The sequence below is a fragment of the Salinispora sp. H7-4 genome (assembly GCF_013416675.1).
Classification (GTDB): Bacteria; Actinomycetota; Actinomycetes; order Mycobacteriales; family Micromonosporaceae; genus Micromonospora; species Micromonospora vitiensis.
The window spans coordinates 126,811-145,031 of sequence record NZ_JABZED010000016.1; the positions used below are offsets into that span (position 1 = coordinate 126,811).

Consider the following 18,221-nt stretch of genomic DNA (forward strand, 5'->3'; position numbering starts at 1 on the left):
GCAGGTCAGAACTGGTATCGGATAGGTCTCGAAGGTCACGCAAACGAATTGAGGGGTGTACAGCAAGCAACCAGGCCGTCATGATCTGATGTGTACCGCTACCGGAGGCGTCGGAGTACCTGGGCAGTCCTGTCAGGTTCACCCGGGAGCGAGTCAAGGGTCCTTGACCGGGGAGGGGTTGGGCCGTGGAGGTGCGCCTACCGGAGCCAGGTGACGCGCTCACGGGCGTCGAGATGTTCGCCGGCCTCGAGCCAGAAGCCCGGCAACGGGTGATCTCGGCGGCGGTGCCACGCACCTACCGCAAGGGGCAGCTGCTCTTCGTGGAGAACGACCCGGGCGAGTCCCTGATCGTGCTGCGCCGCGGCGCAGTGGCCGTATTTCGCACGGCTCCCACCGGGGAGCGGGCGGTGCTGTCGGTGATCCGGCCGCCGGAAGTGCTGGGCGAGGTCTCATTGCTGGACGCCTCCACCCGATCTGCGTCCGCCGAGGCGATCGAGGACTGCGCGGCCCTCGCCCTGTCCCGGGGGGCGTTCATGGAGTTGGTGCACTCCAATCCGCGCATCCTCGACGCGGTGATGCGCTCCCTCGGCAGCCTGATCCGCCGGCTGACCGAGCAGAACGCCGACCATGTCTTCCTCGACCTGCCCGGACGGGTGGCAAAGACGCTGGTCCGCCTGGCTGGTGAGAGCCAGGCCCCGATGATCACCATTGAGCTCAACCAGAGCCAGCTCGCCGAGATGGCCGGCGGCTCCCGGCAAAGCGTCAACCAGGCGATCGGCTCCTTCGCCAACCGGGGCTGGCTGCGCACCGAGGGCCGCCGGATCGTGGTGACGGACGTGGCGTCGCTGCGCCGCCGCGCCGGCATGAGCGAGCGCTGACGGCACGTACGATCGGGGCCGGGGTGGGCGATCGGCCCCGGCCGGGCCCGCCCGCGACTGCTCCGATCGCAAGACGCGAGCGAACGCACTCCCGCAACCGGTCCCCGGCGTGTCACGATTCAAGGCACGGCGGGTACAGACGCCGAGAGGGCTTCGGGAGCGCGCCCCCGGCGCGCGAAGAGGAGGTTGTCCGGTGTCAGCGGGTGGGGCCCGCCGGGGACGGCGGGACAACGGGATCGACGCAAGTGACTACGCGGTCGCTGGCGATGTGGATCCCCGGGTCGGTGAGCATCTTCTGGACGTGCTCGCCGCCGGGGGCATCGCCGCCTATCTACAACCCTCGGCCGACCTCAACCCGGTCACCCGCACCACCACCGTCCCACCCCGGCCGATCGACCGGCTGTACGTGGACCGCTCCCACCTGCGAACCGCCCGGGACTACCTCAGCCAACTCGCCGACGAAGGTGGCACCGACCGGGCCCGGGACAACGAGCCCGACATCGAGGCCGAATGGGCACGGATAGTCGCCGGGTTCCACACCACCTCCGCCAGCGGTGGTGACAACCGGTGGCCCGCTGCCGAGGACGTGGACGACGACCGGGCCAGCCGGACCTCCACCGACACGCGGCGACTGCCCTACGCGGCGGACGTCTCCGGCGTCACCGTCAGCCAAGGGCGGGAGGAGGAGCCATCGCTCCTCGACGGGTTGGACACCTTCGGCGCGGGCCTGCCCGACGACGAGCAGGACGAGGCGGAGCGGTACACCCCACCCCCACCCCCACCGCTGCCCCGCATCTCCAAGTACGCCGTGCTCGGCATCCTCGCCATCGTGGTCGGTTTCCTGCTCTTCCTGTATCCGGAGCTGCTCCCGGTAGACCCGGGGATTGTCACCCTGCTCGGCTTCACCGGCATCCTCGCCGGCTTCGTCACCCTGATCTGCCGGCTCCGTCCCGGCGACCGGGACGAACACGACCCGGACGACGGCGCCGTCGTCTGAGCTGGGCCTCCTGGCCCGAATCACGCAGCCACACCACCCCCGTAGGCCCACCCACCGCGGTCCCCCGCACCGAAATTGCGGCTCGCCGCACGGATTGCGCCCGCCCCACGGATTGCGGCCCGCCGCACCGCTTGCGGGCCGACCAGGCACCCACTCGGAAGCTGAGACGTAACAGTGGTGTAACTTACGGTTAGTAGGAATACTCCTGTCCGTCATTCCCCCTCCGCCGGCTGCCGGCCCTATCCCCCTGTTGCGGCGGTCTCCGGCAGATCGGAAACGTCCGAGGTGCGACAGAGTTCCCTGGTGGTGGTCGCCAACCGCCTCCCCATCGACGACAGTACGGCGCCGGACGGTGCCTGCGAGTGGCGCCGCCGCCCCGGTGGCCTGGTGAGCGCCCTGCACTCGCCACTACGGCAGACACCCGCCACCTGGGTGGGGTGGGCAGGTGGCACCGGACCGGCACCGGCGCTGCCCGACGTCGACGGTGTCCGGATGCACCCGGTGCCGCTCACCGCCGACGATCTGCGTGACCACTACGAGGGCTTCGTCAACGCCACGCTCTGGCCGCTCTACCACGACGCCGTTGAACAGCCGGAGCACCACCGCCGCTGGTGGGAGGCGTACCAGCGAGTCAACCAACGGTTCGCGGCAGCCGTCGCCGAGGTGGCCGAGCCCGGCGCCGTGGTCTGGGTGCAGGACTACCACCTACAGCTCGTGCCCGGCCTGCTCCGGGCACTCCGCCCGGACCTGCGAATCGGCTTCTTCCTCCACGTGGCGTTCCCACCGCCGGAGCTGTTCATGCAGCTCCCCCGGCGAGCCGAACTACTGCGGGGAATACTCGGCGCCGACCTCGTCGGCTTCCAACGGGCCCAAGCGGCACACAACTTCGCCCAGCTCGCCGACCGGGTACTCGGGCTGCCGGCCACCGACCATCGAATCGCCGTGGACGGCCGGATCGTCCGCGTCGGTTCGTTCCCGGTCTCCATTGACACCGCTGAGATGGCCGCCCTGGCCGGCCGGCCCGACGTCGCCGACCGCGCCAGCCGGCTCCGCCGAGACCTGGGCAGCCCGGAGCGCGTGATCCTCAGCGTGGACCGAATGGACTACACCAAGGGCATCGAGCAGCGGCTGAAGGCGTACAGCGAGCTGATCGCCGACGGGCACGTCAAGGTACAGGACACTGTCCTGGTCCAGGTGGCGGTGCCCAGCCGCGAGCGAGTGGGGCAGTACCAGATCCTCCGCAAACGGGTGGAGCGTGAGGTCGGCCGGATCAACGGCGAATTCGGCCGCGTCGGCGAGCCGGCCATCCACTACCTGACCCAGCCCTTCGGCCGCGCCGAGTTGGCCGCGCTCTACCGGATCGCAGATGTGATGGCGGTGACCCCGCTCCGGGACGGCATGAACCTCGTCGCCAAAGAGTACGTAGCCGCCCGGGTAGACGACACCGGCGCGCTGCTGCTCAGTGAGTTCGCCGGCGCCGCCGCCGAGCTGGCCCAGGCGTACCTGGTGAACCCACACGACCTGGAAGGTCTCAAGCAGGGCCTGCTCGCGGCGCTGCGGGCCCAGCCGGAGCAGGTCCGCGAGCGGATGCGAGCGATGCGGACGCACCTGCGCCAGTACGACATCCACGCCTGGGCTCGCTCCTACCTGACCGCTCTGGACCAGGACAGCGCCCTGCTCAGCCGACTCGGTACGACCCGCTGACCGACCCGGGCTCAGCCGCCGGACGGCTCCTTCTCCAGCCAGTCGAGGATCCCGTCGATCGGTTCCCGCCACCGGGCGTCCAACATCAGGTCGTGGCTCATGCCCGGGAAGAGCAGCGGGGCTGAGCCGTACCGTCTGGCAGCCCGGGTGAGCACCGGGTGCGGCACAACCCGGTCCTCCGGGCTACCGAGCACCAACACCGGTGGGTCGCCCACAGCCGGCTCGGGCTCTCGCCCGAGCAGTAGCTGCCACTGGGCACGACGGGCGGGGCGACCCAGCCGGGACAGGTGCCGCCGCGCCTCCTCCCGGGGCAGTTCCCGACCGAACAACTGGGCGCGGTTGCACCGCAGCCGGCCGCCAACGAGGGCGGGCAGCGTACCCAGGGGGTTACGGCGCAGCGCCGTGAACGCCGTTGCCCAACCACCGAAGACCGGGGCCACCAGCACGGCGGCCCGGGCCGGGTAGCGGGCCAGGGCGTGCGCCACCACCAGCGCCCCCGCCCCATGCCCCACCAGCACCGCCCGACGGGGCAGGTTCGCGGCCACCTGCACCACGTCGTGGGCGTACGCCCGCAGCGTGGCTTCCGGCGCCGGTCCACTGCCAGCCTGCCCCCGCAGACTCACCGCGTACCCAGAAAAACCGCGCTCGGCGGCGTGCCCCAACCAATGCTCAGCGAACGCCCACGCGCCATGCCCGAAGCCGGGGACGAACAACAACGGCGGTCGGCCCTCATCCAGCCCGGGGGTGGCCTCGAGCACCTCGCGCCGCACCGGACGGACCGGGCGAGCCCACTCCCGCCCCCGCATGATCCGCACCTGCTGGCTCACCGGGTAAACCCTCCGCTCGCGACTGCGGGGCTCGCAAGCTCACTCCTCGCACTCACCAACCCCACCCTCCGCTCGCGACTGCGGGGCTCGCAAGCTCACTCCTCGCACTCACTTGGCCTCCAGGTCGTGCAGGGCGCGCTGCAGGGCGCGCAGGTAGTCGGCGTGACCGACCTCGAACCAGTGCCGGCTGCTCTCCTTGACCGGCCCCGAGTAGCGCTCCCCCGCCCGCGCGGTCACCGTGGCGGCGAAGGCTGTCGCCTTGCTGGGCCGGGTCTCCCGCAGCCGCAGCAACCGGGCGAAGAGCACGCTCTGCCAGTGGGACAGCGGGAAGATGCCGGAATCCGGCTGCACCAGACCGGCCACGGCGAGGGTCGGATGATTCGGTACGAAGGCGTTGAGCCACAGCACCGGACGCCCGGTCGTGCCATCGTCGCCAAGGATCTTCGGGTCGAGAAACTCGAACCGGGGCAGGTAGCCGGTGGCGAAGACGACCAGCTCCGGATCGACCTGCCGGCCATCCGCCAACTCGACGGAGCCCGGGTGGAAACGGACAACCTCCGGCACCGGAGTGACTCGGCCATGGCCCAGATAGTAGACAAGCTGGCTGTTCACGATCGGATGCGTCTCCAGCATCCGGTGGTCGGGCCGCGGCAGACCGAAGCGGGTCAGATCCCCCACACTCGCCCGGAGGAGGCGGTGAAAGAGCCACTGCCGGAGCCGCCGGGGCACCCGCAGCGCCAGCATCAGGTCGTTGAGCTGGTCAGCCGGACGGCCGAGGAGATACTTCGGTGCGTACCAGTAGCCACGGCGGGTGGAGTGCCAGCAGTGGGCGGCCTGCTGGGCTGCCTCGGTAGCGATGTCGCAGCCGGTGTTGCCGGCTCCGACCACCAGCACCCGTCTGCCCCGCAACTGCGCCGGATCCTGGTAGGCCGAGGCGTGCATGACCTCGCCGCGGAACTCGGCAAGGCCCTCGTAGGTGGGTAGCTTCGGCGACCAGTTGTGGCCGTTGGCGACCACCACCGCGGCGTACCGGGAGGTTCGTTCCGGGCCGTAGCCGCCGGTACTGCGGGTCGTGACGTCCCACCGGTCGCCGTCAACCGGCTCGACCCGCACCACCTCCGTACCGAACCAGACGTGCCGGCGCAGGTCGAAGTGGTCCGCGTACCGCTCGAGGTAGGACAGCAACTGACTGTGGTGCGGGTAGTCCGGCCAGTCGTCCGGCATCGGAAAGTCGGGGAACTGGGTTAACGGACGCGACGAGATCAGGTGCGTGCTGGCGTAGACCGGGCTGCGGTCGTGCCGCCAGTTCCACACCCCGCCGACTCCGGTCTCCCGCTCGTAGCAGTCGACGCCGAACCCGTGCTCGGTCAAATTCTTGATCGCGGTCAGCCCGGTCGGGCCCGCCCCGATCACGCAGACAGTCTCACCGCGGTCGGAGACGGAGCGGCCCTCCCGGGTCAGGTCGAGGGTGCTCGACTCCGGGTCGGGCCGGCCGTGATCGGTGGAGGTGGTCACCGAGGCATCTCCTTAGGTGCGGCACGGATGCCAGGTCGCGCAGCATCCTGCCCACATCGGATGCCCAATGTCCAGCCCGACCGGCCGGCAGTCCGTCGGGCACCACCGCCAGCAGCGCCGCCGCGTCGTCCCGCTGGCGGTGGGTGCTACGACCCGGACCCACAGCGGCACCGAGCCGCCCGACGTCGTTACCGGCCCGCGTCCTAGCTTCGGCGAGCGAGGTCGGCAGCGCCGATGAGACCGGCGTCGTTGCCGAGCTTGGCGGGGCAGACCTGTGCCACCGGCAGCCGGCCCCGCTGCGCAAGCGCCTCGGTGTAGGCGGAGCGGGCCGGTCCCAGCAGCAGCTCACCGGCTTCGACGACGCCACCGCCGACCACCAACACCTGCGGGTCCAGGACCTGCGCCAGGTCGGCGAGACCGCTGCCGAGCCAGTGGCCGACCTGGGCGAAAGCCTCGGTGGAGACCGGGTCGCCGTCCTGCGCCGCGACGGTGATCATCCGTCCGGTGATCGCATCAACGTCGCCACCGGCACAGGCCAGCAGGGCGGCAGCACGGTGCGGTTCCTGGCGGGCTGCGGCCCGGGCGAAGCGCACCAGGGCGCTGCCGCTGGCGTACTGCTCGATGCAGCCCAGCCGACCGCAGCCGCACTGGTGCCCGTCCGGCACGCTGAGCATGTGTCCCAGCTCGGCGGCGATGCCGTGCGCGCCACGCACCAGTTCGCCACCGAGCACGATGCCGCCGCCGACCCCGGTGCCGATGGTGAACATGACCATCGAGTCCTCGGCGTCGCGGGCCGCACCGTAGCGGAACTCTGCCCAGGCGGCCACGTTGGCGTCGTTCTCCACGATCACCGGCAGGTCGGTGGCGCCGTTGACGAACTCGCGCAGCGGCTCGTCCCGCCAGGCGAGGTTCGGGGCGAAGAGCACAGTTGAACGACTGGCGTCGATCCAGCCGGCCGCACCGATGCCGACCCCCTCGATCGCCCGCCCCTCGGCCAACTCTCGGACCACCTCGACGATGAGGTCACAGGTCTTGCCGACGTCATCCGCGGGAGTGTCCCGTCGGGTCTGCACGAGCACCGTGCCCGTGTCGTCCACGACGCCGGCTGCAACCTTCGTGCCACCGACGTCCACTCCGATGGTCAGCGTCACCGCTGCCACTCCCCTCTGCTGTACTGCCCGGCCCGGGGCATACGCCGATCGGGTCGGGGTGCTGGGTCAGGCCCCGCGGGCGTCCTCGCCCATGTCGCCGGGCACCCGAGCGGCGGGCACCACGGGACGGTCAGCCGTCGCCGGTTTCTTCTCTGTCTCGGTCGGCCCGGCGCCGTTGACGGGCGGTGCGGCGGCCGGGACGGGGTCCTCCTCCGCCCGAGTCGCGGCGGACCAGACATCCCCCTCGGGCGCCGACGGAGAATCATGCCTGCTCCGGGTGGCTGCCTGCCACACCGGGGTTGGCCTCCCCGGTGCTGCGGTCTCCGCGGTGGGGTCCGCCGCCGCGGCGGGGGCCGGCTGTGCCGAGGCGAATGCCCGGAGCAGGCTCGCCACTCCGGCAGCCAGGTCACCGGCTCCGGTGGCGAGCCGCTCGGCGAATTCCGGACTTGGGTCCCGTAAGGCGACAATCGCCCGACAGAGCGGGCAGATGCAGCACTCCGCCGTACCGGTTGACAGACCGGCACCGGTCGAACTCCCAGCGTGACCGAGAACACTTGAGACGATCCCGCCGAGCGGACCCCACGAGGTGCCGCCCTCCGCGCCGGCCCCGGCGAGCCGCGCCGCGGCCAACAGGGTCGCGACCAGCCGTTCCGCCTCTTCCCGGGCCGAACCCGGATCCGTTGCCCCCATGGTCGGCTCCCTCTACCGAAACGGCCGCGTCAACACGGCGCGTCAGATGCTTTCTACCCGGCGCTTGAGCTGCTTCAACGCAGCTTCCATGATCATTCTTTCAGCCTTACGGCGAAACATCCCGAGCATCCCCACCGACAGCTCGACCTCCAGGGTGTAGGTCACCGTGGTCGTGCCATCCGCGTTGCCCACCAGGTCGTACGAACCGTGCTGGGAGCGCTGCATCCGGGAGGGCGCCGCCAGGTGCCACTCGATCCGACTGAGGTCCGCTGCGTACTCGTAGACCAGCACGTACTCGTCCACCAGAACGCCGGCGTCGAGGGTGAACCGCACCTGACGGGCGTAGCCGTCGGCGTCCTCCTCAAGTACCTCCACCTGCCGCAACGCGTCGGTCCATTCGGGGTAGCGGGGCAGGTCGCAGATGACCGCCGCCACCCGTTCCGGTGCCGCACCGATCGTGATCGACTGGGTGGAGGAGTCCGCCATGGGGGGAGGCTACCCGGCCGTGTGACGAACCTGTCTGCACCACCCGCCGCGCTGGACGGGTAGGTTGCGACAGAGCCGACCACGAGGGCGGCCTGCCCAGCCAGCGTGAACACGAGGAGAGTGCAGGTGCGCGAGTTCTCCGTCCCACCGATCGTCACCGTCGGCGACTCGGCCAACCTAACCGATCCGGTCTGGGAAAACGCTGAGGTAGCCCCAGACGTGGTGCAGTTCATCCGTGCGGGTGCCGGCGACGCCTGGGTCGACGTGACCTGCCGTCAGTTCCGCGACGAGGTGGTCGCGACGGCGCGCGGCCTGGTCGCGGCCGGGGTACAGCCCGGCGACCGGGTCGGGCTGATGAGCCGCACCCGGTACGAGTGGACGCTCTTCGACTACGCGATCTGGGCTGCCGGCGCGGTCACCGTGCCGATCTACGAGACCTCCAGCGCCGAGCAGACCGCCTGGATCCTGTCCGACTCGGGGGCGGTCGGCGTCCTGGTGGAGACGGACGCACACGCCGCGCTGGTCGCCGGGGTCCGCGACCGGGTGCCCGAGCTGACGCACGTGTGGCAGATCGACCGCGGCGGAATGGACGAGTTGGTCACCGCCGGTGAGTCGGTTGACCCGACCGAGATCGAGCAGCGCCGCGCGGCCGTGCGGGCCGACGACATCGCCACCCTCGTCTACACCAGTGGCACCACCGGCCGCCCCAAGGGGTGCATGCTGACCCACCGCAGCATTTTCGCCGACATCGCCAACGCCGTACCCGTGCTGCCCAACCTGTTCGGCCCGGGCGCCTCCACCCTGCTGTTCCTGCCACTCGCCCACGTCTTCGCCCGGCTGATCCAGGTCGGTGTGGTGCAGGCGCGCGCCACCATGGCCCACTGCCCGGACACCAGCGACCTGCTCCCCCGGTTGCAGGCGGTTCGCCCCACGTTCGTGCTCTCCGTCCCCCGGGTCTTCGAGAAGGTCTACAACAGCGCCAAGCAGAAGGCCGACGCCTCCGGCAAGGGTCGGATCTTCGCCCGTGCCGAGGCCGTCGCGATCGCGTACAGCGAGGCGCTGGATACCTCGACCGGGCCCGGTTTGGCGCTGCGGGTGCAGCACGCGCTCTTCGACCGACTGGTCTACCGCAAGCTGCGGGCCGCGCTCGGTGGGCGGTGCAACGATGCAATCTCCGGCGGGGCGCCACTCGGCGCGCGACTTGGGCACTTCTTCCGCGGCGTGGGGGTGACCATCTACGAGGGGTACGGGCTGACCGAAACCTCCCCCGCCGCCTCCACCAACCTGCCCGACGCCATCCGGATCGGCAGTGTCGGCCGCCCGCTGCCCGGGGTGACCATCCGGATTGACGACGACGGCGAGGTCCTCGTCGCCGGAGACCTGGTCTTCCGGGGCTACTGGCGCAATGAGGCCGCCAGCGCGGATGTGCTCACCGCCGACGGTTGGTTCCGCACCGGCGATCTGGGCCAGCTCGACAGCGACGGCTACCTGCGGATCACCGGCCGGAAGAAGGAGATCATCGTGACCGCGGGCGGCAAGAATGTCGCTCCGGCGGTCCTTGAGGATCAGGTACGGTCGCACCCGCTGGTCAGCCAGTGCGTGGTGGTCGGCGACCGGCAGCCCTTTGTCGCGGCGCTGGTCACCGTGGACGAGGAGGCGCTGCCGGCGTGGTTGGAGGAGGCCGGCCTGCCGGCGACCACCCCGGTCGAGCAGCTCCGCGATCATGAGGGGCTGCGGTCCGAGATCCAGTCCGCGATCGACACGGCCAACCAGGCCGTGTCCCGGGCCGAGGCCATCCGAGTCTTCCGAATCCTGCCCCGGGACTTCACCGAGACGACCGGCGAGCTGACCCCCTCCCTCAAAGTAAAACGACAAATCGTGCACAAGTCGTACGCTGCAGAAATCGCTGAAATCTACCGAAGCTGACTACCATCCGTCAGGTGCCCGCCTCCACTCCGAGACTGCCCCGACCGCACCCCCTAGCCGCTGCCGCGCGCGTGGTGATGCTGGCCCTGGTGGCGGTACTGAGCCTGCTCGCCACGCACGACCTCGCCCAACTGTGGTGGATCGCGCTCCTGGCGGCGGCGGGCCTGCCGGCGCTGCTCGCGCCGACACACGACCGGCTCGGGCCACTGAGCCGGGGCGCCGAGGTGGTGGTGCTGGGGCTCGCCACCAGCCACGTCGCCTCGGTGGCGACGATCGGCGCGCAGAACGCCGGGCTGGGCGCCTCCGCGGTGCTGCCATACCTGACCGTCCCGGTCACCGTCACCGCCCTGCGCCGACGCTTCCGCGAGGGCGCAGGGCTGCTGGCGATCATCGGTCTCACCCTGTTGCTGGCCGGAGCGCTGACCGAGATTGACGGCCAGCGGCAGCTCTTCCAGGTCGGCTACCTGGCGGTCAGCGCCCAGTGGCTGGCCCTCTCCGGCCTCGGGCTCTATGCGGCGCGAACCCTGCACCGGGTGATCCGGGCGCGCAGCGACAGCAAACCCCAGCCGTACGCCGAGGCGACCCGCCTCCTAACCCAGCTACGTACAGTCGCTCGAAAACTACCTGGCGCCACACTGGACCCGGGCGGCATCTCCGAGCACCTGTTGGAGGAGCTGCGAACACTGGCCCGGGCGGACCGGGGGGCCGTCCTGTCGGCCAGTGGTGGTGGCCGGCTGGTGGTCCTGGCCCAGTGCGGTGCCGACCGGGTGGACTGGGAAACCACACTGGACGCGGACTCGGCGATCGCCGACGCGTGGGCCAGCCAGCAGCCACAGACCGCCGCGCACTCGCAGGCCCGCTCACCCGCCGGTGGGGAGGTCTCTGCGCTGATCGTGCCGCTGGTCGCCGGGGTGCGTACGGTCGGACTGGTGGTGCTGGAGGCCGATGTCGCGCATGCGTACCCACCCGCGGTGGTGTCCCGGGCGACCGGGCTGACCTCCCCCGCCGCGCTACGCCTGGAGGCAGCCCTGCTCTTCGACGAGGTGCGCTCCCTGGCCACCAACGAGGAGCGACAACGACTCGCCCGGGAGATCCACGACGGGGTGGCCCAGGAACTGGTGATGGTCGGCTACGGCATCGACAACGCCCTGGCCACGGTGCACGAGGACACCGAGGAGACCGCCGAGTCGCTGCGTGGGCTACGTCAGGAGGTCACCCGGGTCATCACCGAGCTGCGGCTCAGCCTCTTCGAGCTGCGCAGCGAGGTGGACCGACACGGTGGCCTCGCCGCCGCCATCGCCGAGTACGCGCGCACGGTCGGGGTCTCCGGCGGCCTGCGGGTGCACCTGTCGCTGGACGAGTCGACCGCCCGGCTGCCCGCCGCCACCGAGGCCGAGCTCCTGCGGATCGCCCAGGAGGCGGTGGCCAACGCCCGCAAGCACGCTGGTGCCTCGAACCTCTGGGTCACCTGTGCGGTGGACCCGCCGTACGCCCAGATCGAAGTGTCGGATGACGGTCACGGGATCGCCGACCACCGTACGGACGGGCACTACGGTCTTGCGATCATGGCAGAGAGGGCGGAACGTATCCGAGGTCGACTGGAGATCCGGCCGCGGCAGCCGAGCGGCACAACGGTGGCCGTGGTGGTGGGTTCGTCGTCCCCACGCGATAGCGTGCGTGGCAGTACCGCAGTAGAAGGGGAGTAACCCGAGGATGACCACACCGACACCCGCCACTCGCACCAAGGTCCTCCTTGTGGACGATCACGACCTGATCCGGAAGGGGCTGCGGCATGCCTTCGAGCGCGACCGGCAGTTCGAGGTCGTCGGCGAGGCTGCCACCGCGGCCGAGGGGGTCCGCCAAGCCGGCGCACTCCAACCGGACGTGGTCATCATGGACCTGCGGCTGCCCGACGGCAGCGGCCTCGAGGCCACCCGCGCACTCCGCAAGTCCAGCACCACGATGGGCATCGTCGTGCTGACCATGTACGCCGGCGACGACCAGCTCTTCGGCGCGCTCGAGGCGGGCGCGAGTGCCTTCGTCCCGAAAACTGCCCCGGCGGATGAGGTGGTCGCTGCCGCCCGGCACGCCGCCTCCTCGCCCAGCGCCTTCACCGCTGCCGACCTGGCTGAGGCGATGAAGCGCCGGCTGGCCCCGTCCGGGCCGCAGCTCTCCCCACGCGAGGGGCAGGTGCTGCGCCTGCTCGCCGACGGAATGAGTGTGGCTGGCATCGCCAAGCAACTCTTCGTCAGTGAGTCCACTGCCAAAACCCACATTTCCAAACTGTACGAGAAGCTCGGCGCCGCCAATCGTGCCCAGGCATTGATGACTGCGCTCCGACTCGGTCTGCTCGAGGCTCCCGACGCACCCAAATTCTGACCCACCGCTCAGCTAACGAGCCGACAACTTCTCATCTCCGGCGGTATCGGTCGGCGCGATGTCGCGCTAAGGTCTCCCCCGGCGGAGGGGCAGTATGCAGGGACGGGCCCCGTGCGCACGAAGAGGTGAGGCATGCAACGGCCGGACTGGGCACCCGACGACATTGACATCGAGCGTCCCAGCGTCGCCCGCATGTACGACTACTACCTTGGCGGCTCCCACAACTTTGCGGCGGACCGCGCAGCAGCGCAGACCATGGTCGCAGCCGTTCCAGAAGCCCCGCTGATGGCCCAGGCAAACCGCGCTTTCCTGCGCCGGGCGGTGCACTTCCTGGTTGATGCCGGGGTCCGGCAGTTCCTCGACATCGGCTCCGGAATTCCCACGGTCGGCAACGTGCACGAGATCGTCCAGCAGTTGGCGCCCACCTCCCGGGTCGTCTACGTCGACACCGACGCGGTGGCAGTGGCGCACAGCCAGGAGATTCTCGCTGACAACAGCCAGGCAACCGTGGTGCAGGAGGACCTGCGGCACCCCGACCGTATCCTCGGCCATCCCGAGCTCCGTCGGCTGCTCGACCTCAGTGAGCCGACGGCGGTGCTCCTCGTCGCCGTCCTGCACTTCGTCTCCGACGACGACCGCCCCGCCGAGCTGCTGCGGGTCCTGCGCGAGGCCCTCGCCCCCGGAAGCTGGCTGGTGCTGTCGCAGGCCAGCCACGAAGGGCGGCCGGACACCGAGCGGAGTGACGCCGAGGCGGTGTACCAACGCACCGGTAGTCCGCTGTGGTTCCGGGACCGATCCGAACTGACCACGCTCTTCGACGGTTTCGAGCTGGTCGAGCCCGGGGTGGTGTGGGTCCCGCAGTGGCGCCCGGAGACACCGGAGAGCAGCGTGAACGCCGAGGCATCGGCGTTCCTCGGTGGCGTGGGGCGGATCCGTGACTAGCCCAGCCACCGCGGCTCAGCCAGGCGGTGCCAGCCCCGGCATGGCGGCCTTTACTCAGGAATGGGCGAACGCGATCGCCGGGACGAGCTACCTGCCGATGACCCAGGCACAGCTCAAGCGACTACTTGACCGCCTCGCCCGGCAGCTGGCGGCAGCCCTGCTCGCCGAGCCGTTCGACCTGCGAGCTGGTCAGCGCGTCGGCGCCGAGCTGGTGGCCGCACACATCGCCTCCGCCGAGGCGCTGGGCCGTACCGTTGAGGTCGTTCAGCTCCGCCTGGTGCGCGATCTGGGCTTGGTCGCCGAGGACGTGGCGGACCGCCTGGCCCGGCTGCTCGCTGCGGTGACCACCGGATACGCCCGGGCGCTGCGCGACCGCACGCTGGACGAGCAGGAGTCGATCCGGCGGGCCGCAATGGCACAGCGAACGAAGGCCGAACGGGCGCTCCGGGCCAGTGAGGCCCGCTTTCGGCACCAGGCCACCCACGACTCGCTCACCGACCTGCCGAACCGGAATCTCTTCACCGAGCGGCTCACCGCGGCGCTGGGTGCGCCGCAGCGGGAAACGGACCGGGTCGGCCTCTGCTTTCTCGACCTGGACGGATTCAAGCGGGTCAACGACCAGCACGGGCACCAGGCCGGAGACCGGGTGCTCACAGAGATGGCCAACCGGCTGCGCCAGGACCTCACCGGGCATCTGGTCGCCCGGCTCGGCGGCGACGCGTTCGTCATCCTGATCGAACGCACCGGCGGCACCCGGGACGTGATCGCGGTGGCGGAGGCGGCCCTGGCCGCCGTGCACAAACCGGCGATGGTGGCGGGCCACGAGGTGACGGTCCGGACCAGCATCGGCATCGTGGAGCGACAGGTTGCCGGCACCTCCGCGAACGAGCTGATGCGGGCCGCCGACTGCACCCTGCACTGGGCCAAGGCAGCCGGCGGCGGCCGCTGGATGCTCTATGATGCCGAGCGCCACCGCCGGGAGCTGACCAGCCAGGCACTGACCGCGGCGATCCCGGCCGGCTTGGACCGGGGCGAGTTCTACCTCGACTACCAACCACTCGCCTCCCTGCACGACGGCCGCATGCTGGGTGTGGAGGCGTTGGTGCGCTGGCGACATCCGGAGCTGGGTGTCCTGCACCCGGGCCAGTTCATCGGCCTCGCCGAGGAGACCGGATTGATCATCCCCCTCGGTGGGTGGGTGCTCGCCGAAGCGTGCCGGGCAGCCGGCAGCTGGTCGGCGACCGCCGGGACGCCGTTCGTGAGCGTGAACCTGGCCGTCCGGCAGGTGCACCGACCGGGCCTGGTACAGGAGGTCAGCAACATACTGCGGCACACCGGACTACCGCCGGAACGTCTCCAGCTGGAGATCACCGAGAGCGCCATGATGAGCCCCGCCGAGGAACCGGTGCAGGCGCTACGCCGCCTCGCCGACCTCGGTGTCCGCATCGCCATCGACGACTTCGGCACCGGCTACAGCAACCTGGCGTACCTGCGCGACCTACCGGTAACCGAGCTGAAGGTGGCCGGGGAGTTCGTTGCCGGACTGCGTGCCCAGGAGCCCCAGGCAGACGAAAGGATCGTCGCGTCGTTGGTCTCGCTGGCCCACGCGCTCAACCTGACCGTCACCGCGGAGGGGGTGGAGACAGCCGGGCAGGCCGAACGGCTGCGGGCCATCGGCTGCGACGCCGGCCAGGGCTGGCACTTCGGCCGTCCAGAACCTGCTGACCGGATTCTGGCCCGGCTCGGCTGACCGCCGGGGCTGAGCACCGCTCCTCCCCGCCCACCGCGTCTACTCCGGGCCCACCGCTCCTCCGGTCCCACCACGTCGCTCAGGGCTGCAGGAGATCGGACATCCGGGCGGCCTGGGTCTCCCACCGCCACTCGCGTTCGACCCAGGCCCGACCGGCGGCACCAAACTGGCGGGCCAGATCGCGGTCGGCGAGCAGGGTCGCCACCCGGTCGGCGAGCTGGGCCACGTCCCGCCCCCGCACCACGAAACCCGTCTCGCCGTCGCGCACCGCATCGGGTGCGCCGCCGGAGTCACCGGCCACCACGGGCAGCCCGGTCGCGGATGCCTCCAGGTAGACGATGCCCAGCCCCTCTATGTCGAGGCCCCGGTTCCGGGTACGGCACGGCATCGCGTACACGTCGCCGGCCGCGTAGTGCGCGGGCAACTCCGCCGCCGGCACCGTGCCGGTGAAGACCACGTCCCGCTCGACACCGACCTGCCGGGCCAGTTTCCCCAGCCCGTTCCGGTACGGCCCACCCCCGACGATCAGCAGTGCGGTGTCCGGGACCCGGCGGCGGATCTCCGGCAACGCCCGGATCAGCATGTCCTGCCCCTTTCGCGGCACCAGCCGGGACACACAGACCACGACCGGTCGGTCAGCCAGCCCGAGCCGGGCCCGCACCGAGTCGCCCCGAACGGTCGGGTGGTAGGTGTCGAGGTCGACACCGGGCGCCAGCCGACGCAGCTCGGTCGCCCCACGTAACGCCCGGTCCAGCCGGAGCCGGGTGTACTCCCCCAGGTACGTGGTCACGTCAACGTCCCGGGCGATCCGGCGTAACGCGGAACGGGCACCGGGCAGTGCTGCCCAGCCAATCTCATGCCCGTGGGTCTGTGCCACCACCCGCCGGACGCCGGCCCGACGCCGCAGACCCGCGGCGAGCAGCCCGAGTGGTGCCGCTGCACCGAACCAGACCGTGTCGCAGTCGTTTTCCCGGGCAAGCTGGGTGACCCGCCGCGCCACCAGCGGGGTGGGCAGCAGCACCTTGGTGTCTTCCCGCACCACCGCGAAGGGCTGTTCGGCGTCGAACTTCTCGGCGCCCCGCCAACTCGAGGCGTAGACCACCACCGAGCCCGCGGGCTGGCGCACCGCGAGGCCATGCACGAAAGACTGGATCCCCCCGGGCCGCGGTGGGAAGTCGTTCGTGACAAGCAACGTTCGGCTCTCGCTCATCGACTGGTCTTCCTGGCGTAGGCGCGGGCGGCGGCGATCCGCTCCACGGTGGACGGGTGACTGGCGGAGTAGAGGTATCCCAGCCGGGGCGGGTCGGGGTCGGCGAGGTTGATGCCGGCGAGTCGGCGCTGCATCGCCACAAAGGCGCCCGGGTCCCTGGTCAGCGCCAGCGCGTGTGCGTCAGCCCGCGCCTCGACCCGACGGGAGATCAACGCCTGCGCCGGCGTGGCGACCAGGCCGGCCACCGTCACCAGGGCCAACAGCAACGGGAAGGCCCGCGGCTGGTCGATCGAGTCAACACCGGCCATCCGGAGCAACGGAGCGACAAACCCGAGCAGGTAGAGCACCACCACCAGCACCGCCGCGCCCAGCGCACCGGTCAGCGTGCCGACCACCACGTCGCGGTCCTTGGCGTGCCCCAACTCGTGGGCCACCACCGCCGTCACCTCCTCCGGGGTGGCTTCGCGCAGCAGGGTGTCGTAGACGACGATCCGCCGGGTCGGCCCCAGCCCGGAGACGTAGGCGTTGACGGCGCGGGTGCGACGGGAGGCGTCCGCCACCAGCACGTCCCGGACCGGAACGCCGTCGCGGTCCGCCAGCTCCATCAACTCTGTCCGCAGTGGGCTCGGCTCCAACGGGGTGAACCGGTTGAACACCGGCTCCACCAGCACCGGGAACACGAACGACAGGAGCATCACCAGGCCGGCCGCCCCGGCCGCGCCGAACGCCCACCACCAGCGCGGCGCCAGCCGGATCACGGTGTAGAAGCCACCCAGGGCCACTGCCCCGATGACGGCGCTGACCGCGTACGACCGGAGCAGGTCAACGGCCCAGCCACCCCAGCTGTTGGTGGCCAGCCCGTAGCGGGTGAGCACGGTGTGCCGCCAGGCGGCGAATGGCAGGGTCATCAGGTCGGCGACGAGCACCACGGTGAGCCCGCCGAGCACCGCCTGCGCGGCCCAGTGCCCGCCGAACGGACGGCCAACCAGCTCGACCAAGCGACTGCCCAGCGGGGTGAGCCCCAGCGCGAGCGCCACCAACAGGCCGACGCCGAGCGCCGCCCAGCCGCCGGGCCGCAGTGCCGCCCGGAACTCCCGCCCCCTACGCACCTGCTCTCCCGGCAGCTCGTCCAGGGCGGCGAGCTGGTCCGCCCGCGGGGCCGGCGGGCGCTGCCACGGGATCAGCACCGCGGCGGTCACGGCCAGCGCAGCGACCAGCCCGACCAGCGTGAGCAGGGCCCAGCCGCGCGGACTCACCGGATCGCCTCCCGGCCCAGGATGCCGACGGTCGCGACGGACCCGCCCGCAGCGCGCCATTCCCGCGTCATGCCACTCCTCCCGCTGTGCGCGCCCATCGTAGTGGCCACCCGGTCCCGACGGACGGGGTGCACACACCATCGACGACAACCGGACGGTCGCGGCCGGCCACGGCGGGTGCGTCGAGACTCCGTGGGCACCACGCGGCTCCCCGCCCCGCGGGCACCACGTGGCCCCGCCCCGCCCCTACGGGCAGGTCACGCCACCCGACGGTGGCGGCGGCCGGGCCGGCGCACCGGAGGCCGGGGCTCCGGCAGCACCTGCACGTCGAACCCGGCCCGAGCGAACACTTCGATCGCCCGTACCTCGGCCGCACCGAACTCCACGGTCTCGTTGAGCAGAACGGTCATCAGACAACCCGAACAGCCGTCGGCCCGGCCCACGCACCCGTCACAGTCGATCAACATCACGCCTCCCGCCGCGCCGACGGTGATCGGGCCAGCAGGTCGC

16 protein-coding genes are annotated in these 18,221 nt (G+C 71.0%); 8 read left to right on the forward strand and 8 right to left on the reverse strand.

The window, feature by feature from the left end; translation table 11 throughout:
- The first annotated feature begins 185 nt into the window (after positions 1-185).
- The 3 genes from H0524_RS11640 (at position 186) to H0524_RS11650 (ending at position 3,579) form a co-directional block, all read left to right on the forward strand.
- A complete protein-coding gene (locus H0524_RS11640; protein WP_018216422.1) occupies positions 186-878 on the forward strand; it encodes a Crp/Fnr family transcriptional regulator in 693 nt (230 codons plus the stop codon).
- Between the two features lie 193 nt (positions 879-1,071).
- Positions 1,072-1,875, forward strand: a complete 804-nt coding sequence (locus H0524_RS11645; protein WP_180198661.1) for a DUF308 domain-containing protein — start codon at positions 1,072-1,074, stop codon at positions 1,873-1,875.
- A 285-nt stretch (positions 1,876-2,160) separates the two neighbouring features.
- Complete coding sequence (locus H0524_RS11650; RefSeq protein WP_180198662.1) at positions 2,161-3,579, forward strand: trehalose-6-phosphate synthase; 1,419 nt, start codon at positions 2,161-2,163, stop codon at positions 3,577-3,579.
- An 11-nt stretch (positions 3,580-3,590) separates the two neighbouring features.
- Here the strand turns inward: H0524_RS11650 and H0524_RS11655 are convergent, their stop codons facing one another.
- The 5 genes from H0524_RS11655 to H0524_RS11675 all read right to left on the reverse strand — a co-directional run bounded on the left by H0524_RS11655 (position 3,591) and on the right by H0524_RS11675 (position 8,248).
- Positions 3,591-4,406 carry an alpha/beta hydrolase gene (locus H0524_RS11655; protein WP_180198663.1) on the reverse strand — a complete coding sequence of 272 codons (816 nt, stop codon included), beginning with the start codon at positions 4,404-4,406 and terminating at the stop codon, positions 3,591-3,593.
- Between the two features lie 108 nt (positions 4,407-4,514).
- Positions 4,515-5,921 (reverse strand): NAD(P)/FAD-dependent oxidoreductase, encoded by a 1,407-nt coding sequence (locus H0524_RS11660; RefSeq protein ID WP_180198664.1) that lies wholly within the window; start codon positions 5,919-5,921, stop codon positions 4,515-4,517.
- Between the two features lie 203 nt (positions 5,922-6,124).
- Entirely contained in the window at positions 6,125-7,081 is a 957-nt protein-coding gene (locus H0524_RS11665) for an ROK family glucokinase (RefSeq protein ID WP_018726814.1), read from the reverse strand.
- Positions 7,082-7,138: 57 nt separating this feature from the next.
- Positions 7,139-7,762 (reverse strand): hypothetical protein, encoded by a 624-nt coding sequence (locus H0524_RS11670; RefSeq protein ID WP_180198665.1) that lies wholly within the window; start codon positions 7,760-7,762, stop codon positions 7,139-7,141.
- 42 nt (positions 7,763-7,804) lie between these two features.
- Complete coding sequence (locus tag H0524_RS11675) at positions 7,805-8,248, reverse strand: SRPBCC family protein (protein WP_180198666.1); 444 nt, start codon at positions 8,246-8,248, stop codon at positions 7,805-7,807.
- Positions 8,249-8,374: 126 nt separating this feature from the next.
- Here H0524_RS11675 and H0524_RS11680 point away from each other — a divergent pair, with 126 nt between their 5' ends.
- The 5 genes from H0524_RS11680 (at position 8,375) to H0524_RS11700 (ending at position 15,245) form a co-directional block, all read left to right on the forward strand.
- Positions 8,375-10,174 (forward strand): long-chain fatty acid--CoA ligase, encoded by a 1,800-nt coding sequence (locus H0524_RS11680; RefSeq protein WP_180198667.1) that lies wholly within the window; start codon positions 8,375-8,377, stop codon positions 10,172-10,174.
- A gap of 14 nt (positions 10,175-10,188) precedes the next feature.
- Positions 10,189-11,880 carry a GAF domain-containing sensor histidine kinase gene (locus H0524_RS11685; RefSeq protein ID WP_309225078.1) on the forward strand — a complete coding sequence of 564 codons (1,692 nt, stop codon included), beginning with the start codon at positions 10,189-10,191 and terminating at the stop codon, positions 11,878-11,880.
- A gap of 7 nt (positions 11,881-11,887) precedes the next feature.
- Entirely contained in the window at positions 11,888-12,553 is a 666-nt protein-coding gene (locus H0524_RS11690; RefSeq protein ID WP_018251742.1) for a response regulator transcription factor, read from the forward strand.
- Between the two features lie 132 nt (positions 12,554-12,685).
- Positions 12,686-13,495, forward strand: a complete 810-nt coding sequence (locus H0524_RS11695; RefSeq protein WP_180198668.1) for an SAM-dependent methyltransferase — start codon at positions 12,686-12,688, stop codon at positions 13,493-13,495.
- Positions 13,496-13,535: 40 nt separating this feature from the next.
- Positions 13,536-15,245, forward strand: a complete 1,710-nt coding sequence (locus H0524_RS11700; RefSeq protein ID WP_180198669.1) for a bifunctional diguanylate cyclase/phosphodiesterase — start codon at positions 13,536-13,538, stop codon at positions 15,243-15,245.
- Positions 15,246-15,324: 79 nt separating this feature from the next.
- Here the strand turns inward: H0524_RS11700 and H0524_RS11705 are convergent, their stop codons facing one another.
- The 3 genes from H0524_RS11705 to H0524_RS11715 all read right to left on the reverse strand — a co-directional run bounded on the left by H0524_RS11705 (position 15,325) and on the right by H0524_RS11715 (position 18,178).
- Positions 15,325-16,455 carry a glycosyltransferase family 4 protein gene (locus tag H0524_RS11705; RefSeq protein WP_180198670.1) on the reverse strand — a complete coding sequence of 377 codons (1,131 nt, stop codon included), beginning with the start codon at positions 16,453-16,455 and terminating at the stop codon, positions 15,325-15,327.
- Positions 16,452-17,711 carry a M48 family metallopeptidase gene (locus H0524_RS11710; RefSeq protein WP_180198671.1) on the reverse strand — a complete coding sequence of 420 codons (1,260 nt, stop codon included), beginning with the start codon at positions 17,709-17,711 and terminating at the stop codon, positions 16,452-16,454. Before H0524_RS11710 ends, H0524_RS11705 begins: the two co-directional genes overlap by 4 nt.
- Before the next feature lie 257 nt (positions 17,712-17,968).
- On the reverse strand, positions 17,969-18,178 hold the full coding sequence (locus H0524_RS11715) for a hypothetical protein (protein WP_180198672.1): 210 nt from the start codon (positions 18,176-18,178) through the stop codon (positions 17,969-17,971).
- Between the last annotated feature and the right edge of the window lie 43 nt (positions 18,179-18,221).

What these genes read in the sequence shown, in the direction of transcription:
- H0524_RS11670 (WP_180198665.1), bottom strand. Translation starts at nt 7,762, where the DNA reads ATGGGGGCAACGGATCCGGGTTCGGCCCGGGAAGAGGCGGAACGGCTG.
- H0524_RS11675 (WP_180198666.1), bottom strand. Translation starts at nt 8,248, where the DNA reads ATGGCGGACTCCTCCACCCAGTCGATCACGATCGGTGCGGCACCGGAA.
- H0524_RS11690 (WP_018251742.1), top strand. Translation starts at nt 11,888, where the DNA reads ATGACCACACCGACACCCGCCACTCGCACCAAGGTCCTCCTTGTGGAC.
- H0524_RS11695 (WP_180198668.1), top strand. Translation starts at nt 12,686, where the DNA reads ATGCAACGGCCGGACTGGGCACCCGACGACATTGACATCGAGCGTCCC.
- H0524_RS11700 (WP_180198669.1), top strand. Translation starts at nt 13,536, where the DNA reads ATGGCGGCCTTTACTCAGGAATGGGCGAACGCGATCGCCGGGACGAGC.
- H0524_RS11705 (WP_180198670.1), bottom strand. Translation starts at nt 16,455, where the DNA reads ATGAGCGAGAGCCGAACGTTGCTTGTCACGAACGACTTCCCACCGCGG.
- H0524_RS11715 (WP_180198672.1), bottom strand. Translation starts at nt 18,178, where the DNA reads ATGTTGATCGACTGTGACGGGTGCGTGGGCCGGGCCGACGGCTGTTCG.